The organism is Pseudomonas sp. J452, from assembly GCF_024666525.1.
In the GTDB taxonomy this organism is placed as follows: Bacteria; Pseudomonadota; Gammaproteobacteria; order Pseudomonadales; family Pseudomonadaceae; genus Aquipseudomonas.
This window is the reverse complement of the sequence record NZ_CP088294.1, coordinates 1835693-1861125: the sequence shown is the minus strand read 5'-3', so window position 1 is coordinate 1861125 and position 25433 is coordinate 1835693. Positions and strand designations below refer to the sequence as shown.

The window sequence follows — 25433 nt, the reverse complement described above, 5'->3', positions numbered from 1 at the left end:
GCCCCTTCGCCGGCTCCCTGGCTGCCGGTGCGGGGAGGCTTTACCGGGAAAACCGGACGCAGTCCGGGCTGCACAACCGTGGCGCCACCTTGCCTGCTTCACCGGCGGCGCCCGACAACGCATGAACGCTCCACTACAAGGCCGCGCGGCCGCCGGTCGCGCCTTGTATCCACAACAACAAAGGAGAACTACGCATGACTGGTAATCGTGGTGTCGTCTACCTAGGCGCCGGCAAGGTCGAAGTACAGAAGATCGACTATCCGAAAATGCAGGACCCACGCGACAAGAAGATCGAGCACGGGGTCATCCTGCGTGTGGTATCCACCAATATCTGCGGCTCCGACCAGCACATGGTGCGCGGCCGTACCACCGCGCAGACCGGCCTGGTGCTGGGCCACGAGATCACCGGCGAGGTGATCGAGAAAGGCAGCGACGTGGAGAATCTGAAGATCGGCGACCTGGTCTCGGTGCCGTTCAACGTCGCCTGCGGCCGCTGCCGCAGCTGCAAGGAAATGCACACCGGGGTGTGCCTGACGGTCAACCCGGCGCGTGCCGGCGGCGCCTACGGCTACGTCGACATGGGCGACTGGACCGGCGGCCAGGCCGAATACGTGCTGGTGCCCTACGCCGACTTCAACCTGCTCAAGCTGCCGGACCGCGACCGGGCCATGGAGAAGATCCGCGACCTGACCTGCCTGTCCGACATCCTGCCCACCGGCTACCACGGCGCGGTCACCGCCGGCGTCGGCCCGGGCAGCACCGTGTATATCGCCGGCGCCGGCCCGGTCGGCCTGGCCGCCGCCGCTTCGGCACGCCTGCTCGGCGCCGCGGTGGTCATAGTCGGCGACGTCAACCCGGTGCGCCTGGCCCATGCCAAGGCCCAGGGCTTCGAGATCGCCGACCTGTCCAAAGACACCCCGCTGCATGAGCAGATCGCCGACCTGCTCGGCGAGCCGGAAGTCGATTGCGCGGTCGATGCGGTCGGCTTCGAGGCCCGCGGCCACGGCCACCACGGCGCCCAGCACGAGGCTCCGGCCACTGTGCTCAACTCGCTGATGGGCGTGGTGCGGGTCGCCGGCAAGATCGGCATCCCCGGCCTCTACGTCACCGAAGACCCGGGCGCGGTGGATGCTGCGGCCAAGCTGGGCAGCCTGAGCATCCGCTTCGGCCTCGGCTGGGCCAAGTCGCACAGCTTCCACACCGGCCAGACCCCGGTGATGAAGTACAACCGCGCACTGATGCAGGCGATCATGTGGGACCGCATCAACATCGCCGAGGTGGTCGGCGTGCAGGTGATCAGCCTGGACGACGCGCCCAAGGGCTACGGCGAGTTCGATGCCGGAGTGCCGAAGAAATTCGTCATCGACCCGCACAAGCTGTTCAGCGCCGCCTGAAATCGAGCCTGAGTCAGCGATCCCTCTGTCACGGCTGGCGTCGGTTACAGGTCGACGCCGCTTCTTTGAGGAGCCCTCCCGGCTCCTCTTTTTTGCCCGTCTACTTCTGGCGCTACCTGCGCGCCTTGCTCAATGGCTCGTGCCGAACCTCGAAATGGTGGATAAGCAGAGCGTTATCCACAGCCTGATCCTGTAGGAGCCAGCTTGCTGGCGATAGGCAGACAGCGTCCCGCTGATCGCCAGCAAGCTGGCTCCTACAAAGGGTTGTACTGAATAACAGTATCTACAGCGCTTGCCCGTCCGTGCCGGGTGGAAAACTGCGCAGCAGTTACCGCCGGTGAACCGAGGCAGGCGCCTGATTTGCCCGAACCACGCACTGGCCAGTTCCAGGCGTTGACGCTTTGAGCAATACCCCAGTCGTTTTTGCACCCGGACGACATCCCCCCCCAGGGATAAGCTGCCCCCAAAGCGCCGCCGCACGTCGCGGTGCCACAGACAAGGGGACAGCCTGATGAGCCCAGCCGAATTGCACGCCGACAGCATCGTCATCGACGGTCTGATCATCGCCAAGTGGAACCGCGAACTGTTCGAGGACATGCGCAAAGGCGGCCTGACCGCGGCCAACTGCACCGTGTCGGTATGGGAAGGCTTCCAGGCCACGGTGAACAACATTGCCGCCAGCCAGAAGCTGATCCGCGACAACAGCGACCTGGTGATCCCGGTGCGCACCACCGCCGATATCCGCAAGGCCAAGGAGCAGGGCAAGACCGGCATCCTCTTCGGCTTCCAGAACGCCCATGCGTTCGAGGACCAGATCGGCTACGTCGAGGTGTTCAAGCAGCTCGGCGTGGGCATCGTGCAGATGTGCTACAACACCCAGAACCTGGTCGGCACCGGCTGCTACGAGCGCGACGGCGGGCTGTCCGGCTTCGGCCGCGAGATAGTCGCCGAGATGAACCGCGTCGGCATCATGTGCGACCTGTCCCACGTCGGCAGCAAGACCAGCGAGGAAGTCATCCTCGAATCGCAAAAGCCAGTGTGCTACTCGCACTGCCTGCCGTCCGGCCTCAAGGAACACCCGCGCAACAAGTCCGACGCCGAGCTGAAGTTCATCGCCGACCACGGCGGCTTCGTCGGCGTGACCATGTTCGCGCCCTTCCTGGCCAAGGGCATCGACTCGACCATCGACGACTACGCCGAAGCCATCGAGTACGTGATGAACATAGTCGGCGAAGACGCCATCGGCATCGGCACCGACTTCACCCAGGGCCACGGCCAGGACTTCTTCGAATACCTGACCCACGACAAGGGCTACGCCCGCCGCCTGACCAACTTCGGCAAGATCGTCAACCCGCTGGGCATCCGCACCGTGGGCGAATTCCCCAACCTGACCGAAACCCTGCTCAAACGCGGCCACTCCGAGCGCGTGGTGCGTAAGGTCATGGGCGAAAACTGGGTGCGCGTCCTTAAGGACGTCTGGGGCGAATGATGAATACCTCCGGAGCCTACTGCGCACACCGATAGCCGCGTCGCGTCCTCGCGACAAGCTCGCCGTACAGTCGTACTGCTCTCGCTTGTCGCTGCGGGTCTCCTTGCTCTCGGCATGCTCGCTACGGCTCCACAGGCATTCATAACAACTTTTTTATCCGGCCGGCGCTACCCGGCCAAACGCAAAACACGAATTCTGGAGTCTGAATATATGGCCACCCACGCACCCGAAATGCCTATCCAGGTCGACGACGAAACCGGCGTCTGGACCACCGACGCCCTGCCGATGCTCTACGTGCCGCGGCATTTCTTCGTCAACAACCACATCGGCATCGAGGAAGTGCTGGGTGCCGAGGCCTATGCCGAAATCCTCTACAAGGCCGGCTACAAGTCCGCCTGGCACTGGTGCGAGAAGGAAGCCGAGTGCCATGGCCTCTCGGGCGTGGCGGTGTTCGAACACTATATGAAGCGCCTGTCGCAACGCGGCTGGGGCCTGTTCGAGATCGAAGCCATCGACCTGGACAAGGGCACCTGCTCGGTACGCCTTAAGCACTCGGCCTTTGTCTATGTCTACGGCAAGTGCGGGCGCAAGGTCGACTATATGTTCACCGGCTGGTTCGCCGGCGCCATGGACCAGATTCTCAAGGCTCAGGGCAGCAGCATCCGCACCCGGGCCGAACAGGTCCACGGTGGTTCCGAAGAAGGCCACGACGACGGCCTGTTTGTTGTTAAGCCGCTCTGATCGGGAGATAGCACCATGGCTTTCGAAGCAATGTTCCAGCCCATTCAGATCGGCAAGCTGACCATCCGCAACCGCGTGCTCAGCACCGCCCACGCCGAGGTCTACGCCACCGACGGCGGCATGACCACCGAGCGTTACGTGAAGTATTACGAAGAGAAGGCCAAGGGCGGCATCGGCCTGGCCATCTGCGGCGGCTCGTCGGTGGTGGCCATCGACAGCCCGCAGCAGTGGTGGAGCTCGGTCAACCTGTCCACCGACCGCATCATCCCGCACTTCCAGAATCTGGCCGACGCCATGCACAAGCACGGCGCCAAGATCATGATCCAGATTACCCATATGGGCCGCCGCTCGCGCTGGGACGGCTTCCACTGGCCGACCCTGATGTCGCCGTCCGGCATCCGCGAGCCGGTGCACCGCGCCACCTGCAAGACCATCGAGCCGGAAGAGATCTGGCGGGTGATCGGCAACTACGCCAGCGCCGCGCGCCGCGCTAAAGAGGGCGGCCTGGACGGCGTCGAGCTGTCCGCCGTGCACCAGCATATGATCGACCAGTTCTGGTCGCCGCGCGTCAACAAGCGCACCGACGAATGGGGCGGCAGCTTCGAGGGCCGCATGAAGTTCGGCCTGGAAGTGCTGAAAGCCGTGCGCGCCGAGGTGGGCCCGGACTTCTGCGTGGGCATGCGTATCTGCGGCGACGAATTCCACCCGGACGGCCTGTCCCACGAGGACATGAAGCAGATCGCCGCCTACTACGACGCCACCGGCATGCTCGACTTTATCGGCGTGGTCGGCTCGGGTTGCGACACCCACAACACCCTGGCCAACGTCATTCCGAATATGAGCTACCCGCCGGAGCCCTTCCTGCACCTGGCGGCCGGGATCAAGGAAGTGGTCAAGGTGCCGGTGCTGCACGCGCAGAACATCAAGGACCCCAACCAGGCGACCCGTATTCTGGAAGGCGGCTATGTCGATATGGTCGGCATGACCCGCGCCCATATCGCCGACCCGCACCTGATCGCCAAGATCAAGATGGGCCAGATCGACCAGATCAAGCAGTGCGTCGGCGCCAACTACTGCATCGACCGCCAATATCAGGGCCTGGACGTGCTCTGTATCCAGAACGCCGCCACCAGCCGCGAATATATGGGCGTGCCGCATATCATCGAAAAATCCACCGGGCCGAAGCGCAAGGTGGTAGTAGTCGGTGGCGGCCCGGCCGGGATGGAGGCGGCACGGGTTGCCGCCGAGCGCGGCCACGACGTGACGCTGTTCGAGAAGAAAGAACAACTGGGCGGGCAGATCACTACTGCCTCCAAGGCACCGCAGCGTGACCAGATCGCCGGCATCACCCGCTGGTTCCAGCTGGAGATCGCCCGCCTCGGCGTCGACCTGCGCCTGGGCACCGGCGCGGACGCCGAGACCATTATGGATCTGCGTCCGGACATCGTCGTGCTGGCCAACGGCGGCCATCCCTACCTGGAGCAGAACCCGCACTGGGGCGCCGAGGAAGGCCTGATCGTCAGCAGCTGGGACGTGCTCGACGGCAAGGTCGCGCCGGGCAAGAACGTGCTGGTGTACGACACCATCTGCGAATTCACCGGCATGTCGGTGGCGGACTTCCTCGCCGACAAGGGCGCCCAGGTGGAAATCGTCACCGACGATATCAAGCCGGGCGTGGCCATCGGCGGCACCAGCTTCCCCACCTACTACCGCAGCATGTACCCGAAAGAAGTGATCATGACCGGCGACCTGATGCTGGAAAAGGTCTACCGCGAGGGCGACAAGCTGGTGGCGGTGCTGGAGAACGAATACACCGGGGCCAAGGAAGAGCGGGTGGTCGATCAGGTGGTGGTGGAGAACGGCGTGCGTCCGGGTGAAACCCTCTACTACGCGCTAAAGGAAGGCTCGCGCAACAAAGGCCAGGTCGACGTGGAAGCGCTGTTCGCCATCCAGCCGCAGCCTTGCCTGAGCCAACCTGGCGACGGCTATCTGCTGTTCCGCATCGGCGACTGCGTGGCCCAGCGCAACACCCATGCGGCGATCTACGACGCGCTGCGCCTGTGTAAAGACTTCTGATGCTTGTCTCCCCTCTCCCGCTTGCGGGAGAGGGGCCGGGGGAGAGGGTAATCAGGCAGCTCCGTGGCCAGCCGCCCCCTCTCCCTAACCCTCTCCCCATAGGGGCGAGGGGACTGAACCGTGTTGCTTTCCGGTCCCGCGAAGGAGACCAACCGATGTTGAACACCATCCTCCCCATCCTGCTGTTCGCCGCCCTCGGCCTGGCCGTGCTCGGCGCCGGCAAGCGCTTGCTGATGTGGCGCCGCGGCCGCCCGGCCCAGGTCGATTGGCTGGGCGGCCTGCTGGCCATGCCACGGCGCTATATGGTCGATCTGCACCATGTGGTGGCGCGCGACAAATACATCGCCAACACCCACGTCGCCACCGCCGGCGGCTTCGTCCTGGCTGCGGTGCTGGCCATCCTGGTGCACGGCTTCGGCCTGCATAACCGCATCCTCGGCTTCGCCCTGCTGGCGGCCAGCGCCTTGATGTTTGTCGGCGCGCTGTTTGTCGCCAGGCGCCGCCTCGACCCGCCGTCGCGGTTGTCGAAAGGCCCGTGGATGCGCCTGCCGAAAAGCCTGCTGATGTTCGCCGCCAGCTTCTTTATCGCCACCCTGCCGGTGGCTGGGATTCTGCCTGCAGACTTTGGCGGCTGGATTCTCGCGGTGATTCTCGCCGTCGGCGTGGCCTGGGGCGTGTCCGAGCTGTTCTTCGGCATGACCTGGGGCGGGCCGATGAAGCACGCCTTCGCCGGTGCCCTGCACCTGGCCTGGCACAGGCGCAGCGAGCGCTTTGGCGGGGGTCGTTCCACCGGTCTCAAGGCGCTGAACCTAGATGATCCCAAGGCGCCGCTGGGCGTGGAAAAACCCACCGATTTCACCTGGAACCAGTTGCTCGGCTTCGACGCCTGCGTGCAGTGCGGCAAGTGCGAGGCGGCATGCCCGGCCTTCGCCGCCGGCCAGCCGCTGAACCCGAAGAAGCTGATCCAGGACATGGTGGTCGGCCTGGCCGGCGGCAGCGATGCCAAGTTCGCTGGTTCGCCCTATCCGGGTAAGCCGGTGGGCGAACACAGCGGCGGCCCGCATCTGCCAATCGTCAATCTGGACGGCAAGGCGCTGGTGGATGCCGAAACGCTGTGGTCGTGCACCACCTGCCGCGCCTGCGTCGAGGAGTGCCCGATGATGATCGAGCACGTCGACGCCATCGTCGACATGCGCCGCCACCTGACCCTGGAGAAAGGCGCCACGCCAAACAAGGGCGCCGAGGTGCTGGACAACCTGATCGCCACCGACAACCCCGGCGGCTTCGCTCCCGGCGGCCGGCTGAACTGGGCGGCGGACCTCAACCTGCCGCTGCTCAGTGACCAGCGCGAAGTCGACGTGCTGTTCTGGGTCGGCGACGGCGCCTTCGACATGCGCAACCAGCGCACCCTGCGCGCCTTCGTCAAAGTGCTGAAAGCCGCCAACGTCGACTTCGCCGTGCTCGGCCTGGAAGAACGCGACAGCGGCGACGTGGCCCGCCGCCTGGGCGACGAGGCGACCTTCCAGCAGCTGGCCCGGCGCAATATCGCCACCCTGGCGCAGTACCGCTTCAAGCGGATCGTCAGCTGCGACCCGCACAGCTTCCATGTGCTGAAGAACGAGTACGGCGAGCTGGGCGGCCACTATCAGGTCCTGCACCACAGCACCTTTATCGCCGAACTGATCGCCCTCGATCGCCTGTCCCTCGGCAGCCACCCGCTGGCCCTGCAGCAGGACGGCGGCGTGACCTACCACGACCCCTGCTACCTCGGCCGCTACAACGGCGAGTACCAGGCGCCGCGCGCCGTGCTCAAGGCCATCGGCATCGAGGTCAAGGAAATGGCTCGCTCCGGCTTCCGCTCGCGTTGCTGCGGCGGCGGTGGCGGCGCGCCGATCACCGACATTCCCGGCAAGCAACGCATCCCCGACATGCGCATGCTCGACATCAAGGAAACCGGCGCCGCAGTGGTGGCCGTGGGCTGCCCGCAGTGCACGGCGATGCTCGAAGGCGTGGTCGCGCCGCGCCCGGAGATCAAGGACATTGCCGAGCTGGTGGCGGAGGCGCTGATCGAGGTTCCGATGAGCGCAAAAAAGTCGACAACGGTTGAGCCGACAACGGCGGAGGTAGCGTGATGCAAAGCCTCAAGTTGCCGATCACAGCAGCATCCCGCACAAGTCACCCCTCTCACATTTATGGGAGAGGGGCCGGGGGAGAGGGTCGTGCAGGCCACTCTTGCGTCGCCTGCCTCCGCCCTCTCCCTAACCCTCTCCCCGCTCTCCATAAAAGAAGGGCGGGCGAGGGAACTGTCCGTGCATACATGGAGGCTTTGAGATGAGCGACCTTATCCGCCGCGACCCACGCGCCGAGTGGATCGCCCGTAACCGCCTGCACCCGCTGCATGCGGCCATGCTCTCGGCATCCCAGGACGCCACCAGCTGGATGGGCCCCAACGGCGTGCTGCGCAAGAACCCGCATGCCGTCGGTTTCATCGGCCCCAACGGCCTCAAGCGCATCGACCGCTCCGGCAGCCAGCAGGGCGGCGGGCAGAAACGTAGCGGCGCCAGCGAGGTGGTGCAACTGCCGCTGCGCCTGATCGAACAACCGGCGTTCTACATCGTGGTGGTGCCGGATATGGTCGGCGGCCGCCTCGGCAGCCACGACAAGGACCTGCTCGGCCTAGCCAACAAGCTCGCCGGCAGCGACGGCGCGGTGCTGGCCGTGGTGTTCGGCGAACACAAGGAAAGCGCCTTCGACTGCAATGGCGTCGACCGTCTGTTGCGGATCGAGGGCGAAGCCTTCGAGGGTTACGCCCCGGAAGCACGGGTACTGGCCCTCAGCGCCGTGGAAAGCCAACTGGCGCCGCGCCACTGGCTGCTGCCGGACAGCCGCAATGGCGGTGGCGAACTGGGCCGGCGCCTCGCCGCCAAGCTCGGCGAACGCCCGGCCACGCGCATCTGGCAGGTCGCCGATGGCATCGCCAGCGGACGCGCCGGCGCCGGACGCGAAGACCTGATCCGCCAGGCGCCGCGGCTGATCCTGGCCGCCGCCGAATGCGCCGAGCCGGTCAGCGAGACGCGCCACGAAGTGCGGTCGCTCGAACTGCAGGAAAACATCGCCCATAGCCTGCCGCGCATCCAGGATCTCGGCGCGGTGGCGGTGGATCCGGCGCAGATCCCCATGGCCGAGGCCGAATTCATCCTCTCCGGCGGCAACGGCGTGCAGGACTGGAACCTGTTCCACCAGGCCGCCGTCGCCCTCGGCGCCACCGAAGGCGCCTCGCGGGTGGCGGTGGACGACGGCTTCATGCCGCGCAACCGCCAGGTCGGCGCCACCGGCACCTGGGTCACCGCGCGGGTCTACCTGGCCGTGGGGATTTCCGGGGCTATCCAGCACCTGCAGGGCATCGGCGCCTGCGACAAGGTGGTGGCGATCAACCTCGACCCCGGCTGCGACATGATCAAGCGCGCCGACCTCTCGGTGATCGGCGACTCCGCCGCGATCCTCGCCGCGCTGATCGAACGGGTCGCCGCCCATCGCCAGGGAGCGGCCCGCGATGCGGCGTAGCCCGGATGGAATCCGGGGTCACCACCATCTTTCCCGGATTGCATCCGGGCTACGGGGACAACATGACTGAACTGAACATCATCACCCTGGTCTCCGTGGGCGCCCACCCGACCTCCGGCCGCGCTCGCCGCGCCGAGCAGGACGCGCGCGCCGTCGAACTGGGCCTGCAACTGGCCGGCTCACGTCTGCAACTGCTGCACGCTGGCGATCCCAAAGAAGAAGCCCTGCGTGCCTACCTGGGCATGGGCCTGGCGGAAATCGCCGTACTCGAACAACCGCCCCAGACCGACGCACTGCCGGTGCTGGCCGACTACCTGCGCAAGGCCGGCGCCCAACTGGTGCTGACCGGCAGCCAGGCGGAAACCGGCGAAGGTTCCGGCATGCTGCCCTTCCTCCTGGCCGAGCGCCTGGGCTGGCCACTGGTGGTCGGCCTGGCCGCAGTGGAAAAGGTCGAGAACGGCATGGCCCAGGTGCTGCAAGCCCTGCCCCGCGGCCAACGGCGGCGGCTCAAGGTGCGCCTGCCGTTCCTCGCCAGCGTCGACAACGCCGCGCCCGTGGCCCGGCAGAGCGCCTTCGGCCCGGCCCGGCGTGGCCAGCTGCAGGCCCACGAGGTGAGCATCGTCGACGACGAACTGCTGGCCACCGCGCAGCTGCAGCCGGCGCGGCCACGGCCCAAGCGGCTCAAGGTGATCAAGGCCAAGACCGGTGCCGAACGGATGAAGGCGGCCACCGCCAAAGCCAGTGGTGGCGGCGGCCAGGTGCTCAAGGATGTCTCGCCGCAAGCGGGCGCCGAAGCTATCTTCAAGTTGCTGGTCGAAGAAGGTGTGCTGCGTTGAGCAGCGCTAGCCAAACCTATTGCCAAGGGAGAGTTTGACCATGATGCATGCCGATCTGATCGACCAGGAAGACTTCCGCGAGCGCCTGGTGGCGCTGGGCCTGAGCATCCCCAGCGGCACCAGTGCCGAACAGGCCTGCGAGCTGGCGGTCAGCGGCCTCGACCCGGAGCGGGCCAAGGCCCTGCGCCGACTGGTGGAAGAGCTGCTCGGCAGCGGCGCGACCATGCTGCCCGCCGTACGCGAGGCAATTTCCCGCCATCTGCTGCCGGCCCTAGTGCCGCGCTGATAGCAATGCCGCTTTGGTAGCCCGGATAACATCCGGGGCAATCGGCCGCCTAGCAGGCCGCTCCCGGATTGCATCCGGGCTACATGCTGACGTAGGGCGGGTGCAACCCGCGGCACGCGGTCTACGCGGGTTTCACCCGCCCTACGACGGCTGCACAGGGCGATAAAACAACGGGGCGCACCAGGCGCCCCGTTTGCATTAGTGCGGGCTAACTAGAGCCGCACGCTGGCATAGCTCGACTCACCCTGCGCCCGGCTCAGCGCCATCGATTGCGCCGCGTGCAGCTCGCCGGGAATCGGCAACAGGGCTACCACGCTGGCGCCCTGCTGACCGGCGCGCTCGTTGCTCGGCGGAATGCCGAAGTACTCGCGGTAGCACTTGGAGAAGTGCGGGGTGGAGACGAAACCACAGACCGCCGCCACTTCGATGATCGACAGGGTGGTCTGTTTGAGCAGTTGGCGCGCGCGGATCAGGCGCAGCTTCAGGTAGTAGCGCGACGGCGAGCAGTGCAGGTACTTCTGGAACAGGCGCTCGAGCTGGCGGCGCGAGACGTCGACGTAGCAGGCCAGCTCGTCGAGTTCGATCGGCTCCTCCAGGTTGGCTTCCATCAGCGCGACGATTTCCTGCAGCTTCGGCTGGTTGGTGCCGAGCACGTGCTTGAGCGGCACGCGCTGGTGATCCTGCTCGTTGCGGATGCGCTCGCAGATGAACATCTCGGAGATCGCCGCCGCCAGCTCGCGGCCATGCTCGCGGGCAATCAGGTGCAGCATCATGTCCAGCGGTGCGGTGCCGCCGGTGGAGGTGTTGCGGTTGCGGTCGATGGAGAACAGGCGGGTGCTGATCGCAGTACGCGGGAAGGCTTCCTGCATCGAGGCCAGGCATTCCCAGTGCACGCTGCAATCGTAGCCGTCGAGCAGGCCGGCCTTGGCCAGCGCCCAGCTGCCGGTGCACACGGCGCCGAGCTGGCGGCCCTGGCGCGCCTGGCTCTGCAGCCACTGCAGGTGTTCGCGGGTAACGCTGTGCTGGATGTCGATGCCGCCGCAGACGATCACCGCGTTCAGCGCCGGGGCGTTGGCCAGGCCGGCATCCGGGGTGATCTGCAGGCCATCGCTGGCGCACACCGGGCTGCCATCGCGGGTCAGGGTGTGCCAGCGGGAAGAGGTCCTTGCCGGACAGCTGGTTGGCCATGCGCAGCGGTTCAACCGCGGCAGCCAGGGAGATCAGGGTGAAGTTGTCCAGCAGCAGGAAGCCGATGGACTGCGGAGCGGAATTCTGGGGCTGGGCCCCTGGGTTCAGTGGCGACATCAATCTAACCCTCACGCAAGGCACGGTGTGGACCCCAAGAACTGGCTGGCCTATCACAGCGACCGGGCAGATTCTGACTGGCGAGTCCTTTTTTATGGTTCCGGGATCATGGGCGCCCCGGATGGACACTCATACAAAGGCAAACGCCGTGCCTAAATTGATTGGTCATTCAATAAAAATAGAAGTTTACGCCCAGGCCCCGTGGCACGGGGCTTAGCTGGAAGCGACGGAAACGCTCTGTTTGCGACAGCACAGCGCCATGCAGGGCGGCAGCTGGGGCCTTCGGTAGCACTGGCATGGCGGCCAGTGGCCACGCGCTACGAGGGGAAATAACCGGCGCGTAACACATCCCCACGGGATCGATGCACCGGCTTGGGGCGCCGATCCGGGTGACGGGCCAAGACAGCTCAGGACTGGTTGCTGACCTCCCAGGCTGGAACAGGCCAGCGCGCAGCAGATCACCCAGGCGCCTGGGTGCCCATCAGCGGGATTGCCCACCAGCTGATCGTCTCAGCGCGACCCATGCGTATCCAAACCCGTCAGCCGTGCTCCGTTCGCGACCTGGCGCATAGGCAAGCCCGCGCACGCCCGGCATGATCGCCGGCCTCGCCACCTTGCACAGGAAGGACCCATGAAACTGCATAAATGCCTGCTCCTGGCCGCCGCCCTGAGCGCCCCACTGCTGGCCCGCGCGGCCGACCCAGCCAGCTGCGATGTGGTGCGCTTCGCCGATGTCGGCTGGACCGATATCACCGTGACCACCGCCGTGACCCGCCAGGTCCTCGCCGAGCTGGGCTACCGCACCCAGGTCAAGCGCCTGTCGGTGCCCGATACCTACCAGGCCCTGCAGAACAGGCAGATCGACGTGTTCCTCGGCAACTGGATGCCGAGCATGGCCAAGGATATCCAGCCGTACCTGGACAAAGGCACGGTGGAAACCCTGGGCGCCAACCTGGAGGGCGCCAAGTACACCCTGGCGGTAAACCAGGAGGCCTATGACGGCGGCCTCAAGAGCTTCGCCGACATCGCCAAATTCAAGGAGCAGCTGGGCGGCAAGATCTACGGCATCGAGCCCGGCAACGACGGCAACCAGCTGATCCAGCAGATGATCGACGACAACGCCTTCGCCCTGCGCGGCTTCAAGCTGGTGGAGTCCAGCGAGTCGCGCATGCTCGCGCAGGTGCGCCGCGCCGCGCACCTCAAGCACTGGGTGGTGTTCCTCGGCTGGGAACCGCACCCGATGAACAACCAGGTCAAGCTGCGCTACCTGAGTGGCGGCGACCAGTACTTCGGCCCCGACTTCGGCGGCGCTACCGTCTACACCAATATCCGCGCCGGCTATGCCACGCAGTGTCCCAACGTGGCGCGGCTGCTGAAGAACCTGCGCTTCAGCCTGGCCATGGAGAACCACCTGATGGAGGCCATCCTCAACCAGAACACCAACCGCCGCCGCGAAGCCATCGCCTGGCTCAAGGCCAACCCCGAGGCCCAGGAACAATGGCTGCAAGGTGTGACCCGCCGCGATGGCAGCGCGCCCAACCCCTTGCTGGCACAGCAGCCGTGATGACGGCGAGCAGCCCAACGGTCACCTGTGGGGCACGCGCAGCAGGTATTTTCCGTCGGGCGCGGGGCATGTCGCCACCCAGCACGTCGGGGTCGCAAACCGACAATTCCTGAGAGCTGAAGGCTATATCGTTGAGTCAGCCGATTTCGTCACTGTCGCCGTCAACGGATGGCGACAGACCGGGGCCCACCGCCCCGAACCGAAGACAGATATGCGCCGATCGCCCCACAGCGCCGGAGCCACAAGAAAATTCGGATGTACGCGCATTCAGGACGAATGCGACTGCCCAAGGGAAGCGGGCTGGTAACACTGCCAGAGCGTTTGCACCGCGTTTTGCCACAGGCCACAGCAGCAGCTCACTACCCCATGCGGGTAATGCAGCCATCTTCCAGGGCAGGTTGCACAGGGCGGGGCAAACCCAGGAACCATTTAACACCCACACAGGCCGACCAGCCTGCGGCATCCGCGACGGCGCACTCGGGCGCACAGCCGTTTCCGTGCAACCGTACTGATGCCTACTGAAGGGGGAATGTCCCATGTTGTCTGGAAAAATCGTGGTGCAGAACCTGTACAAGGTTTTCGGTGAGCAACCACAGCAAGCGATCGACATGCTCAAGCAGGGCATGAGCAAGGAACAGATCCTCGCCGAAAAAGGCGCGGTGATCGGCGTCAGCGACGTGTCGTTCAGCGTCGAGGAAGGCGAGATCTTCGTGCTCATGGGCCTTTCCGGCTCGGGCAAGTCGACCCTGATCCGCCTGATCAACCGCCTGATCGAACCCAGTGCCGGCGATGTCTTCATCGACGGCCAGAACGTCGCCAAACTGCCCCATGCCCAGCTCATCGAGCTGCGCCGCCGCGACATGAGCATGGTCTTCCAGTCCTTCGCCCTGATGCCTTCGCGCAGCGTGCTGGACAACGCCGCCTTCGGCCTGGAAGTGGCCGGCAAGAGCCGCAAGGAGCGCGAGCAGCGCGCCATGGCGGTACTCGAGCAGGTCGGCCTGGCCAGCTTCGCCCACAAGTTCCCGCACGAGCTGTCCGGCGGCATGCAGCAACGCGTCGGCCTGGCCCGCGCGCTGGCGGTGAACCCGTCGATGATCATCATGGACGAGGCCTTCTCCGCCCTCGACCCGCTCAAGCGCCGCGAGATGCAGGACGTGCTGCTGGAGCTGCAGAAGACCGACCGGCGCACCATCATCTTCGTCTCCCACGACATCGAGGAAGCGATCCGCATCGGCTCGCGCATCGGCATCATGGAAGGCGGCAAGCTGGTCCAGGTCGGCACCCCGCAGGAGCTGATCGACAACCCGGCCAACGATTACGTGCGCAACTTCTTCGACACCATCGACACCAGCCGCTACCTCACCGCCGGCCAGCTCAAGGCCGACAGCGTGCCGCTCTACGTGCACAACGGCCGCGCCCCGGATGCGCTCAAGGTGTGCCAGGAGCTGCAGGCGCAGGACAAGCACTACGCCTTTATCGTCGACGAGGAAAACCGTTTCTGCGGCTCCATCAGCCTGGAAAAGATCGCCCTGATCGTCGAGGAAGGCCGCTACACCGAGCTGCTCCCCGAGCTGCTCAAGCAGATCGAACCGGTGGCCGAAGACCTGCCGCTGGAGCAGGTGATCGAGCGCCTGGTAATCAATGAAGGGCCGATTCCGGTGATCGACCGTAGTGGCCGCTACTCCGGTGCCATCAGCAAGGGCCGCCTGCTGAGCCGCCTGCAGGGGGAATGACGATGAGCGATAAACTGGATCTGGGTAGCTGGGTCAACGACGGCGTACAGCACCTGCTGGACAACTACAGTGGCGGCTTCGACAGCGTCGGCAAGGTGGTCGAGGGCTTCTCCGAGGCCGTCGAGCAACTGCTCATGCTGCCGCCGGCCTGGTTGCTGATCAGCCTGTTCGTGGCCCTCAGCGTCTGGCGCATCGGTTTCAAGTTCGCCGCCTTCACCGCAGTGTCCTTCATCCTCATCGTCCTCACCGGATTCTGGGAACAGACGGTGGTGACCCTCGGCCTGACCTTCTCCTCGACCCTGATCAGCCTGCTGCTGGGCATCCCGCTGGGCATCTGGGCGGCGAAGAAGGAAAGCGTGGCCTACGTGATCCGCCCGGTCCTCGACTTCATGCAGACCATGCCGGCCTTCGTCTACCTGATTCCGGCGGCCATGCTGTTCGGCCTCGGCCGCGTGCCGGGGATCATCGCCACGGTGATCTTCGCCATGCCGCCGGCGGTGCGCCTGACCAGCCTGGGCATCCGCATGGTCAACAAGGAGCTGGTCGAAGCCGGCCAGTCGTTCGGCTGCAACAGCCGCCAGCTGCTGTTCAAGGTGCAGCTGCCCAACGCCATGCCGTCGATCATGGCCGGGGTCAACCAGACCATCATGATGGCCCTGTCGATGGTGATCATCGCCTCGATGGTTGGAGCTGGCGGCCTGGGCAACGACGTGCTGGCGAGCATCCAGCGCCTGGACATCGGCCTCGGCTTCGAGAGCGGCATGGCCGTCGTACTGCTGGCGATCATCCTCGACCGCATCACCGAAAGCTTCGGCACCAAGACCAGCAAGAATGCCAAGAACCCTGGCATGTTCGGCTGGCTCAGCGGCAAGCTGCAGCGCCAATAAGAGTCTGTTCAAAAAAACGCCAACACCCTGTCCTATCCATCCCTGAGGGAGTCGCAGATGAATACGATCAAGAGCATTGCCGCCGTCGGTCTGTTGTCTTGCAGCTTGCTGCAAAGTGCCTGGGCGCAAGACCCGGAAAGCTGCAAGCAGGTGCGTTTCGCCGAGATCGGCTGGGCCGACATCGCCGCCACCACCGGCGTGGCCATGGTGCTGACCGAAGGCCTGGGCTACCAGCCGCGCAAGGTCATGGCCTCGGTGCCGATTGCCTTCACCGGGGTGAAGAACAAGCAGATCGACGTGTTCCTCGGCTACTGGGCGCCCTCGATGGACCCGGTGATCGAACCCTTCACCAAGGACGGCGGGGTCAAGGTGCTGGCCAAGCCCAACCTGGAAGGCGCCAAGTACACCCTGGCAGTACCGACCTACGCGGCCGAGGCCGGGCTGAAGAGCTTTGCTGACATCGCCAAGTTCAAGGACCAGCTGGGCGGCAAGATCTACGGCATCGAGCCGGGTAACGACGGCAACCTGCTGATCGACAAGATGATCAAGGGCAACCAGTTCGAGCTCAACGGCTTCCGCATGATCGAGTCGAGCGAGGCCGGCATGCTGGTACAGGTGCAACGCGCGGTGAAGAAGCAGGAGCCGGTGGTCTTCCTCGGCTGGGCACCGCACCCGATGAACACCCAGTTCGACCTCACCTACCTGTCCGGCGGTGACGACGTGTTCGGTCCCGACTACGGCGCGGCCAAGGTCTACACCGTGGTGCCGCCGGATTACGAGGCACGCTGCGCCAACGTCGGCAAACTGCTGAACAACCTGCAGTTCAGCGTCGAGATCGAAAGCCAGCTGATGGACAAGGTGCTGCAGAAAGAGAACCCGACCAAGGTCGCCACCGACTGGCTCAAGGCCAACCCGCAGGCCCTCGACCAGTGGCTGGCCGGCGTGACCACCTATGACGGCCAGGACGGCACCGCCGCAGTGAAGAAACACCTCGGCCTCTGAGCCATCCGGCCGCCCGACACTGGGCGGCCCTCCCCCTTTAGCAGCTAAGCCTCCGGGAGCCACCACGGCTCCCGGCCAGCACCGCCATGCCCGTTTTTCGCTTCACCGGCTGCAAGGCCCGCAATCAGAACGAGCCAGTAACACCTCTAAAGACTGCCACTCACCTGATGGAGCAAGACCGATGCGCAACTTCACCACCCGCTGCATACAAGGCCTGGGCGTCGCCGCCCTGGCCCTCGGCCTGTCGACCGCCATGGCGGCGGACAAACCGACGATCAAGATCGGCTACGTCAATGGCTGGGACGACAGCGTCGCCGCCACCTTCGTCGCCGGGCAGATCCTCGAAGACAAACTCGGCTACACGGTCGAACTGAAGCCGGTGGAGCCGGCAATCATGTGGCAGGGCGTGGCCCGTGGCGACCTCGACGCCACCCTCTCCGCCTGGCTGCCGGCCACCCATGGCGAGTACTACGCCAAGCTCAAGGACAAGGTCAGCGTGCTCGGCAGCAACTACAAGGGCGCCAAGATCGGCCTGATCGTGCCGGACTACGTGGCGGCCAAGAGCATTGCCGACCTCAACACCTACGCCAAGGACTTCGACGGCAAGATCACCGGCATCGACGCCGGCGCCGGCGTGATGCGCCGCACCGAGGACGCGATCAAGCAGTACAACCTGAGCGACATCAAGCTGATGCCCAGCTCCGGCCCGGCCATGGCCACCGCCCTGACCCGCGCCGAGAAGAACAAGGAAGCCATTGTCGTCACCGGCTGGATTCCGCACTGGATGTTCGCCAAGTGGAACCTGCGCTTCCTCGAAGACCCGCAAAAGGTCTTCGGCGACGACGAGCATGTCGACACCGTGATCAACCCGGTCCTGGCCACCAGCGCCGTCGACGCCACCGCCTTCCTCGGCAAGTTCTCCTGGAGCGGCGAAGAGGTCGGCGCGGTGATGCTGGCCATCCGCGAAGGCGCCAAGCCGGAAGACGCGGCCAAGGACTGGATCGCCAAGAACCCCGAGCGGGTTGCCGGCTGGTTGCAATAAGCGCAGCGCAGACGCGGGAAAGAACGGGCCACGGCCCGTTTTTTCTTGGCCGGCGATTGGGCAGCACAGCCAATGGCGCTGACCGGCAAGTCATCCCTCCACCACGACATAATTGGTTGCCTGTTCAACAAAGCGGCCCCTAGACTAGGCGCCACCCCAGACAGCGCCTAGCGCCGGAGAGCCTGATGCCCAAGGTCGGAATGCAGCCGATCCGCCGTTCGCAACTGATTGCCGCGACCCTCGAAGCGGTCGACCAGGTTGGCATGAGCGATGCCAGCATCGCCTATATTGCGCGCATCGCCGGAGTGTCCAACGGCATCATCAGTCACTACTTCAAGGACAAGAACGGCCTGCTCGAAGCCACCATGCGCTACCTGATGTCCAGCCTCAGCCAGGGTGTACGCCAGCGCCGCGAGCAACTAGAAGACGACAGCCCGCGCGCCCACCTGCGCTGCATCATCGAAGGCAACTTCGACGACACCCAGGTCAACGGCCCGGCGGTGAAGACCTGGCTGGCCTTCTGGGCCAGCAGCATGCACCAGCCCGCGCTGCGCCGCCTGCAGCGGATCAACGACCGCCGCCTCGACTCCAACCTGTGCAGCCAGTTCCGCCGCGCCCTGCCGCACGCCGAAGCACGCGCCGCCGCCCGTGGCCTGTCCTCACTGATCGACGGCCTGTGGCTGCGCGGCGCGCTGACCGGCGAGGCGTTCGACACAGCACGCGACCTGCAGATCGCCTACGAATACGTCGACCTGCAACTGGCCAAGGCCAAGGGCTGAACACCCTCAGAGGATCGCTGTAACGAAAGCCCCATAACGCACAAGGCCCGCCAAATGGCGGGCCTTGTCGTTTAGCGCTGCAGGCTGGCCTGCGGCAGTGGCTGGGGCGGCAAGCGCCGCGCATCCTCCAAGGCCTGCATATCAGCCTTCATCGTCTTGAGCAGGGCGAACATATAGAGCAGCAGCACCACCGAGAACGGCAGGCCGGCCAGCACCACCACCGTCTGCATGGCGGTGAAGTTGCCGGCGAACAGCAGGCCGATGGTGGCCACCGTCACTACCGCCGACCAGAAGATGCGCAGCCAGCTGGGCGCGTCCTCGTCGAGGTCGCCACCCTGGCGCGACAGGTTGGCCAACATCACCGAGCCGGTGTCGGCCGGGGTGAGGAACAGCACGAAGCCGACGCAGATCGACACGCCGATCACCACCTTGGACCAGGGGTAATGCTCCAGCAGCAGGTAGATCGACATGGCCGGCTGTTCTAGCGCGGCCTTGCTCAGGTCGGCGGCATTCTGGTTCATCACTAGGTCCAGGGCGCTGTTGCCGAAGATCGACAGCCAGGCCAGGGTGAAGCCCAGCGGAATCAGCAGCACGCCGCTGACCAGCTCGCGCACCGTGCGGCCACGGGAGATCCGCGCGATGAACATGCCCACGAACGGTGCCCAGGAAATCCACCAGGCCCAGTAGAACAGGGTCCACAGGCCCATCCACTCTTCGCTCTTGCCGGACTGGCCGGTGTAGACGTAGAGGTCGAAGGTCTTCAGCACCAGGCCGTTGAGGTAGTCACCGGTGTTCTGCACCAGGCCGTTGAGCAGGTGCAGGGTGTCGCCGGCGAACAGCACGAAGACCAGCAGGCCGCTGAACAGGATGATGTTGAGGTTGGACAGGCGGCGGATGCCCTTCTCGATCCCCGATACGGCGGCCAGGGTGGCCACCGCGCTCATCACCAGGATCACCGCCAGCAGCGCGCCCTGGCTGTGCGGCAGGTCGAACAGGTACTCCAGGCCGGACGACACCTGCAGGGCGCCGATGCCGAGGTTGGTGACCAGGCCGAGCAGGGTGACGAAGATGCCGAAGCAGTCCACCGCATTGCCCACCCCGCCGCGCATCAGGCGTTCGCCGAACAGCGGGTAGAGCGCCGAACGCAGGGCCAGCGGCTGCTTGTGGCGGTAGGCAAAATAGCCGACGGCCAGGCCGACCAGGGCGTAGATCGCCCAGCCATGCACGCCCCAGTGCAGGAAAGTCAGCTGCAGCGCCTGGCGTGCGGCGAACTGGCTGCCCGGCTCGCCTTCCGGCGGGTTGTACAGGTGGTCGATCGGCTCGGACGCGGCGAAGTACAGCAGCGAGATGCCGATACCCGAGGAGAACAGCATGCCGGCCCAGGCGCCGTAGCTGAAGTCCGGGCGCTCGTGGTCCTCGCCCAGGCGCAGCTGGCCATAGCGCGAGAAGGCCACATAGAGGACGAAGAACAGGTAGGCGCCGATGGCCAGCATGTAGTACCAGCCGAAGCTGCGCGACAGCCAGCTCTGCGCCTGGCCCAGCAGGCTGCCGGCGGCATCGGGGAAGAGAATCAGCGCGGCGGTAAGCAGCAGGATCAGGGCGGTCGAACCGAAGAACACGACCGGATTGAGGCGCACCTTCTCGGGCGTTGTTGTTATTGCGGACGCAGTGCTCATGGCGGAGTGTGGCTCCAAGGCAGAAAAAAGGGTCCCGCCACGAATTCCCGGGGAGGGAACGGGCGGGCCCGGACTCAAGACCTCTAGACGATCGCACGAGGCGGAGCTCGACAGCGTACGTCGGGGGAGGACGTACGGGCGATCGGCAAAGGTTCTACACGCACCCACAGATACGCCCTCAGGGCGTCGCACCATGGATCGGGAGCCGGTGCGGCGATGTGCCGCAGTCAGCTCATGACGGCGAGCATATTCTTTGTTGTTTGATCGTTCAATAAAAATAAAGTAGGCTGAATTTCAACCACTCCCGAGCGTGGAGTTTTGCCGGCGCCCTGCCCGCCGAGCGTGCCCAGACAATTAGAGGATTGCCCATGCCCCGTCTCCCCGAACAGCAGCTCTACATCGGCGGCCGCTACGTCGACTCGACCAGCGGCGCCACCTTCGAGACCATCAATCCGGCCACCGGCGAAGTGCTGGCCAACGTCCAGCGCGCCAGCCAGGACGACGTCGATCGCGCCGTCGCCAGCGCCGTCGAAGGGCAGAAAGTCTGGGCCGCGATGACCGCCATGCAGCGTTCGCGCATCCTCCGCCGTGCCGTGGAGATCCTCCGCGAGCGCAACGACGAGCTGGCCGCGCTGGAGACCCTGGACACCGGCAAACCACTTAGCGAAACCCGCGCCGTGGACATCGTCACCGGCGCCGACGTGATCGAGTACTACGCCGGCCTGATCCCGGCCATCGAGGGCGAGCAGATCCCCCTGCGCGAGACCAGCTTCGTCTACACCCGCCGCGAGCCGCTGGGCGTGGTCGCCGGCATCGGCGCCTGGAACTACCCGGTACAGATCGCCATGTGGAAATCCGCCCCGGCCCTGGCCGCCGGCAACGCGATGATCTTCAAGCCCAGCGAAGTCACCCCGCTGACCGCCCTCAAGCTGGCCGAGATCTACACCGAAGCCGGTGTGCCGGACGGCGTGTTCAGCGTGCTCACCGGCAGCGGCCGCGAAGTCGGCCAGTGGCTGACCGAACACCCGCTGATCGAGAAGATCTCCTTCACCGGCGGCACCGCCACCGGCAAGAAGGTCATGGCCAGCGCCTCCAGCTCCTCGCTGAAGGAAGTGACCATGGAACTGGGCGGCAAGTCGCCGCTGATCATCTTCGACGACGCCGACCTCGACCGCGCCGCCGACATCGCGGTGATGGCCAACTTCTTCAGCTCCGGCCAGGTCTGCACCAACGGCACCCGGGTATTCGTGCCGCGCAGCCTGCAGGCGCGCTTCGAGGCCAAGGTGGTCGAGCGGGTCAAGCGCATCCGCCTCGGCGACCCGCAGGACGAGCGCACCAACTTCGGCCCGCTGACCAGCTTCGCGCATATGGACAATGTGCTCGGCTACATCGAGAAAGGCCACGAGGAAGGCGCACGCCTGCTGATCGGCGGCAAGCGGGTGAGCGATGGCGAACTGGCCAAGGGCGCCTATGTCGAGGCTACCGTGTTCACCGACTGCAACGACGACATGACCATCGTGCGCGAGGAAATCTTCGGCCCGGTGATGAGCATCCTCATCTACGACAGCGAGGACGAAGTCATCCGCCGCGCCAACGACACCGCCTATGGCCTGGCCGCCGGCGTGGTGACCCGCGACCTGGCCCGCGCGCACCGGGTGATCCACAAGCTGGAAGCCGGCATCTGCTGGATCAACACCTGGGGCGAGTCGCCGGCGGAGATGCCGGTTGGCGGTTACAAGCAGTCCGGCGTCGGCCGCGAGAACGGCCTGACCACCCTGGCTCATTACACTCGGATCAAGTCGGTACAGGTCGAGCTGGGCGATTACTACTCGGTGTTCTGACTGATACGGACCCGGACGACTTCCGCGGGGCACGCGCAGCGTTCCCCGGATTTCATCCGGGCTACCGACCAGACCGCCCCTGTAGCCCGGATGCAATCCGGGGAAGAGAGATACCGCGCCCCGGAGCCGTCCGGGTCATTTAGCAGGTAAGCCACATGTCCCAAGAATTCGACTACATCATCATCGGCGCCGGCTCGGCCGGTAACGTGCTGGCCACCCGCCTGAGCGAAGACGCCAACGTCAACGTGCTGCTGCTGGAAGCCGGCGGCCCGGACTACCGCCTGGACTTCCGCACCCAGATGCCCGCCGCCCTCGCCTACCCGCTGCAAGGCCGCCGCTACAACTGGGCCTACGAGACCGACCCCGAGCCGTACATGAACAACCGGCGCATGGAGTGCGGCCGCGGCAAGGGCCTGGGCGGCTCATCCTTGATCAATGGCATGTGCTACATCCGCGGCAACGCCCTGGACTTCGACAACTGGGCCAAGGCGCCCGGCCTGGAAGACTGGAGCTATCTGGACTGCCTGCCGTATTTCCGCAAGGCGGAGACCCGCGACATTGGCGCCAACGATTACCACGGCGGCGACGGCCCGGTGTCGGTGACCACGCCCAAGGCCGGCAACAACCCGCTGTTCCACGCCATGGTCGAGGCCGGCGTGCAGGCCGGCTACCCGCGCACCGACGACCTCAACGGCTTCCAGCAGGAAGGCTTCGGCCCGATGGACCGTACCGTGACCCCCCAGGGTCGCCGCTCCAGCACTGCGCGCGGCTACCTGGACCAGGCCCGCGGCCGGCCCAACCTGACCATCGTCACCCATGCCCTCACCGACCGCATCCTGTTCGACGGCAAGCGCGCCAGTGGCGTCGCCTACCTGCATGGCGACAACGACAGCCCGGTGACCGTGCACGCCCGCCGCGAAGTGCTGCTGAGCAGCGGCGCCATCGCCTCGCCGCAGATCCTGCAGCGCTCGGGCGTCGGCCCAGCCGCCCTGCTGCGCGACCTCGACATCCCGGTGGTGCATGACCTGCCCGGCGTCGGCGCCAACCTGCAGGACCACCTCGAGCTGTACCTGCAGTACGCCTGCAAGGAACCGGTGTCGCTGTACCCGGCCCTGCAGTGGTGGAACCAGCCGGCGATCGGCGCCGAGTGGATGTTCCTCGGCAGCGGCCTGGGCGCCAGCAACCAGTTCGAGGCCGGCGGCTTCATCCGTACGCGGGAGGAATTCGCATGGCCGAATATCCAGTACCACTTCCTGCCGGTGGCGATTAACTACAACGGCAGCAACGCGGTAAAAGAACACGGCTTCCAGGCGCACATGGGCTCCATGCGCTCGCCGAGCCGCGGCCGTATCCACGTCAAATCCAAGGACCCGCGCCAGCACCCGAGCATCCTATTCAACTACATGAGCAGCCCGCAGGACTGGCAGGAATTCCGCGACGGCATCCGCATCACCCGCGAGATCATGGCGCAGCCGGCGCTGGACGCCTTCCGTGGCCGCGAGCTGAGCCCGGGCGCGCAGATGCAGAGCGACGCCGAGCTGGACGAGTTCATCCGCAGCCATGCCGAGACCGCCTTCCACCCGTCCTGCTCGTGCAAGATGGGCAACGACGAGATGGCGGTGGTCGACGGCCAGGGCCGCGTGCATGGCCTGGAGGGGCTGCGGGTGATCGACGCGTCGATCATGCCGGAGATCATCACCGGCAACCTCAACGCCACCACCATCATGCTCGCCGAGAAGATCGTCGACCGCATCCGTGGTCGCGCCCCGCTGCCACGCAGCAACGCGCCTTACTATGTGGCCGGCGCCGCGCCAGTACGCGGCACCGCGCAACGCTAAGAGCCGGTTTACGACCTCGCCCCCCTCTCCCATTCCTTATAAATAAAGAGTGGGAGAGGGGGCAAAAGCACACCGCACCTTCCCTAGACGCCGTTATGGCGATGCAAAAAAGACCCGCAAAAGGTTCCAAGACAACTCGCGTAGCCCGGATGCAATCCGGGGGATGAGCAGCAGCTGCCGTCCCGGATTTCGCTACGCCCCGGCCGCGCACAGCAGTTGCCATCTGCTGGCAAGCTCGCTGGAATCGAAATCGCGCGTGGCCAGCCAAGATAGCGCCCTGGTCAGGGCTGTGGCGCCATGCTGGGCTGGGGCTCACCGGGCAGCCATTTCTGATAGATGGCGGCAAAGCTGCCATCGGCCTTCATCCCATCCAGCTCATGCTGCCAGTGCAAGATCAGCGCGTCGTCGGTGCCTTGGGAGAAGGCGACATAGCTGTCGCTGTGCGTCAGGGTCAACAGCTGCTGCACCTCATCGGCCTGGATTTCGCCCTGGCTCAGCAAGGTGGTGAGGCTGAGGTTGTCCAGCACCATCAGCTTGACCCGCCCGCGCTTGAGCATACTGACCATCTGCGCCGGCCCGGTGACCGGGACCAGGTTGGTGAAACCCTGGTCCAGCAGGCGCTGGTGGCTAGACCAACCGCGCGCTACGGCTATCTCGTCGAAATGGCGGGCCTGCTCCAGCTCGGTCAGGCTCAGATGGGAACTGGCCAAGGCGTAGAAACTGATCACATTGCGGGTCAGCGGCCCCACCCATTTGAACAGCGCCTCGCGCTCCGGGGTGCGCATGGTCACGAACAGCCCGGTATTGGCTCGCACCAACGCCTGTTGATAGCCGCGCGCCCAGGGCACCACGCTGATCGGCGCGCTCTGTCCGGCGCGGCGCATGATCTCGCGCACCACCTCGGTGGCCAAGCCGGTGGCCTGGCCATTCTGGCTAAAGTTGATCGGTGGGTATTCCTCGGTGTACAGGTGCAGCGGCTGGGCCTGCGCGGCCTGGCACAGGCCGCCGCACAGCAACGCACAGAACCAGCCGCGCAAGCGGGTTGCAGTCACGGCAAATGCCTCGCGGCGCAAGAGAGATGCATTCAGCATAGTCGGCGCAGGCAATCCGTAGCCCGGATGCAATCCGGGAGCGGGCTGGTCGGATGTCCTCCAGCCCGGCCCGCAGCTTATCGCCCTGGCCACAGGCAAACGAAAACGGCCTGCATCTGGGCAGGCCGTTTTACGCAAAAGGTAACGGGATGGATAACCCCGTTGGTGCGCCAACCGGCTAGGTCGGCGCGGGTGGCGGCAAGCCGCCAGAAGGGAGATCACTCGACGCCGGGCGGGTAAGCCCCCTGGGTAGGTGCATCAAGTGTGGCGGGCGACCAGCCGGGCGGGT

General features: G+C 65.5%; 18 protein-coding genes and 1 pseudogene. 16 read left to right on the top strand and 3 right to left on the bottom strand.

The window, feature by feature from the left end; all coding sequences use genetic code 11:
- Positions 1-194 precede the first annotated feature (194 nt).
- The 8 genes from fdhA (at position 195) to LRS11_RS08260 (ending at position 10386) form a co-directional block, all read left to right on the top strand.
- A complete protein-coding gene (gene fdhA / locus LRS11_RS08295) occupies positions 195-1394 on the top strand; it encodes a formaldehyde dehydrogenase, glutathione-independent (protein ID WP_260496370.1) in 1200 nt (399 codons plus the stop codon).
- Between the two features lie 511 nt (positions 1395-1905).
- Positions 1906-2883, top strand: a complete 978-nt coding sequence (locus LRS11_RS08290; RefSeq protein WP_260496369.1) for a dipeptidase — start codon at positions 1906-1908, stop codon at positions 2881-2883.
- Positions 2884-3093: 210 nt separating this feature from the next.
- Entirely contained in the window at positions 3094-3624 is a 531-nt protein-coding gene (locus tag LRS11_RS08285) for a 4-vinyl reductase (protein WP_260496368.1), read from the top strand.
- Positions 3625-3639: 15 nt separating this feature from the next.
- Positions 3640-5700, top strand: coding sequence for a dimethylglycine demethylation protein DgcA (gene dgcA, locus LRS11_RS08280; protein ID WP_260496367.1), 2061 nt, complete (start codon positions 3640-3642; stop codon positions 5698-5700).
- 155 nt (positions 5701-5855) lie between these two features.
- A complete protein-coding gene (gene dgcB / locus LRS11_RS08275) occupies positions 5856-7832 on the top strand; it encodes a dimethylglycine demethylation protein DgcB (RefSeq protein WP_260496366.1) in 1977 nt (658 codons plus the stop codon).
- 199 nt (positions 7833-8031) lie between these two features.
- A complete protein-coding gene (locus LRS11_RS08270) occupies positions 8032-9264 on the top strand; it encodes an electron transfer flavoprotein subunit alpha/FixB family protein (protein ID WP_260496365.1) in 1233 nt (410 codons plus the stop codon).
- Between the two features lie 62 nt (positions 9265-9326).
- A complete protein-coding gene (locus LRS11_RS08265; RefSeq protein ID WP_260496364.1) occupies positions 9327-10100 on the top strand; it encodes an electron transfer flavoprotein subunit beta in 774 nt (257 codons plus the stop codon).
- Positions 10101-10140: 40 nt separating this feature from the next.
- Positions 10141-10386, top strand: a complete 246-nt coding sequence (locus LRS11_RS08260) for a hypothetical protein (RefSeq protein WP_260496363.1) — start codon at positions 10141-10143, stop codon at positions 10384-10386.
- Positions 10387-10598: 212 nt separating this feature from the next.
- Here LRS11_RS08260 and LRS11_RS08255 read toward each other — a convergent pair.
- Positions 10599-11691: pseudogene (locus LRS11_RS08255) on the bottom strand (GlxA family transcriptional regulator).
- A 631-nt stretch (positions 11692-12322) separates the two neighbouring features.
- Between LRS11_RS08255 and LRS11_RS08250 the strand changes: the two are divergent.
- From LRS11_RS08250 to betI, 6 genes are all read left to right on the top strand, one after another.
- Positions 12323-13255, top strand: a complete 933-nt coding sequence (locus tag LRS11_RS08250; RefSeq protein ID WP_260496362.1) for a choline ABC transporter substrate-binding protein — start codon at positions 12323-12325, stop codon at positions 13253-13255.
- Between the two features lie 536 nt (positions 13256-13791).
- Positions 13792-14988 (top strand): glycine betaine/L-proline ABC transporter ATP-binding protein, encoded by a 1197-nt coding sequence (locus LRS11_RS08245; RefSeq protein ID WP_260496361.1) that lies wholly within the window; start codon positions 13792-13794, stop codon positions 14986-14988.
- Positions 14989-14990: 2 nt separating this feature from the next.
- Entirely contained in the window at positions 14991-15875 is an 885-nt protein-coding gene (locus tag LRS11_RS08240; protein WP_260496360.1) for an ABC transporter permease, read from the top strand.
- Positions 15876-15932: 57 nt separating this feature from the next.
- Complete coding sequence (locus LRS11_RS08235) at positions 15933-16877, top strand: choline ABC transporter substrate-binding protein (protein ID WP_260496359.1); 945 nt, start codon at positions 15933-15935, stop codon at positions 16875-16877.
- A 181-nt stretch (positions 16878-17058) separates the two neighbouring features.
- Complete coding sequence (locus tag LRS11_RS08230; protein ID WP_260496358.1) at positions 17059-17919, top strand: glycine betaine ABC transporter substrate-binding protein; 861 nt, start codon at positions 17059-17061, stop codon at positions 17917-17919.
- 185 nt (positions 17920-18104) lie between these two features.
- On the top strand, positions 18105-18698 hold the full coding sequence (gene betI / locus LRS11_RS08225; RefSeq protein WP_260496357.1) for a transcriptional regulator BetI: 594 nt from the start codon (positions 18105-18107) through the stop codon (positions 18696-18698).
- A 71-nt stretch (positions 18699-18769) separates the two neighbouring features.
- Here the strand turns inward: betI and LRS11_RS08220 are convergent, their stop codons facing one another.
- On the bottom strand, positions 18770-20317 hold the full coding sequence (locus LRS11_RS08220; protein ID WP_260496884.1) for a BCCT family transporter: 1548 nt from the start codon (positions 20315-20317) through the stop codon (positions 18770-18772).
- Positions 20318-20742: 425 nt separating this feature from the next.
- On the opposite strand from LRS11_RS08220, the gene betB reads away from it, so the two are divergent.
- The gene (betB, locus tag LRS11_RS08215) at positions 20743-22215 is read left to right on the top strand and encodes a betaine-aldehyde dehydrogenase (RefSeq protein WP_260496356.1); all 1473 of its coding nucleotides are present in this window, start codon (positions 20743-20745) and stop codon (positions 22213-22215) included.
- A 155-nt stretch (positions 22216-22370) separates the two neighbouring features.
- Entirely contained in the window at positions 22371-24053 is a 1683-nt protein-coding gene (betA, locus tag LRS11_RS08210) for a choline dehydrogenase (RefSeq protein WP_260496355.1), read from the top strand.
- Positions 24054-24334: 281 nt separating this feature from the next.
- On the opposite strand, the gene LRS11_RS08205 is transcribed toward betA, so the two are convergent.
- Positions 24335-25105, bottom strand: coding sequence for an ABC transporter substrate-binding protein (locus tag LRS11_RS08205; protein ID WP_260496354.1), 771 nt, complete (start codon positions 25103-25105; stop codon positions 24335-24337).
- Positions 25106-25433: the final 328 nt, after the last annotated feature.

Excerpts from the sequence above, each read along its gene's own strand:
- fdhA (WP_260496370.1), top strand. The coding sequence starts at position 195 with ATGACTGGTAATCGTGGTGTCGTCTACCTAGGCGCCGGCAAGGTCGAA.
- LRS11_RS08290 (WP_260496369.1), top strand. The coding sequence starts at position 1,906 with ATGAGCCCAGCCGAATTGCACGCCGACAGCATCGTCATCGACGGTCTG.
- LRS11_RS08285 (WP_260496368.1), top strand. The coding sequence starts at position 3,094 with ATGGCCACCCACGCACCCGAAATGCCTATCCAGGTCGACGACGAAACC.
- dgcA (WP_260496367.1), top strand. The coding sequence starts at position 3,640 with ATGGCTTTCGAAGCAATGTTCCAGCCCATTCAGATCGGCAAGCTGACC.
- dgcB (WP_260496366.1), top strand. The coding sequence starts at position 5,856 with ATGTTGAACACCATCCTCCCCATCCTGCTGTTCGCCGCCCTCGGCCTG.
- LRS11_RS08270 (WP_260496365.1), top strand. The coding sequence starts at position 8,032 with ATGAGCGACCTTATCCGCCGCGACCCACGCGCCGAGTGGATCGCCCGT.
- LRS11_RS08265 (WP_260496364.1), top strand. The coding sequence starts at position 9,327 with ATGACTGAACTGAACATCATCACCCTGGTCTCCGTGGGCGCCCACCCG.
- LRS11_RS08260 (WP_260496363.1), top strand. The coding sequence starts at position 10,141 with ATGATGCATGCCGATCTGATCGACCAGGAAGACTTCCGCGAGCGCCTG.
- LRS11_RS08250 (WP_260496362.1), top strand. The coding sequence starts at position 12,323 with ATGAAACTGCATAAATGCCTGCTCCTGGCCGCCGCCCTGAGCGCCCCA.
- LRS11_RS08245 (WP_260496361.1), top strand. The coding sequence starts at position 13,792 with ATGTTGTCTGGAAAAATCGTGGTGCAGAACCTGTACAAGGTTTTCGGT.
- LRS11_RS08240 (WP_260496360.1), top strand. The coding sequence starts at position 14,991 with ATGAGCGATAAACTGGATCTGGGTAGCTGGGTCAACGACGGCGTACAG.
- LRS11_RS08235 (WP_260496359.1), top strand. The coding sequence starts at position 15,933 with ATGAATACGATCAAGAGCATTGCCGCCGTCGGTCTGTTGTCTTGCAGC.
- LRS11_RS08230 (WP_260496358.1), top strand. The coding sequence starts at position 17,059 with ATGCGCAACTTCACCACCCGCTGCATACAAGGCCTGGGCGTCGCCGCC.
- betI (WP_260496357.1), top strand. The coding sequence starts at position 18,105 with ATGCCCAAGGTCGGAATGCAGCCGATCCGCCGTTCGCAACTGATTGCC.
- betB (WP_260496356.1), top strand. The coding sequence starts at position 20,743 with ATGCCCCGTCTCCCCGAACAGCAGCTCTACATCGGCGGCCGCTACGTC.
- betA (WP_260496355.1), top strand. The coding sequence starts at position 22,371 with ATGTCCCAAGAATTCGACTACATCATCATCGGCGCCGGCTCGGCCGGT.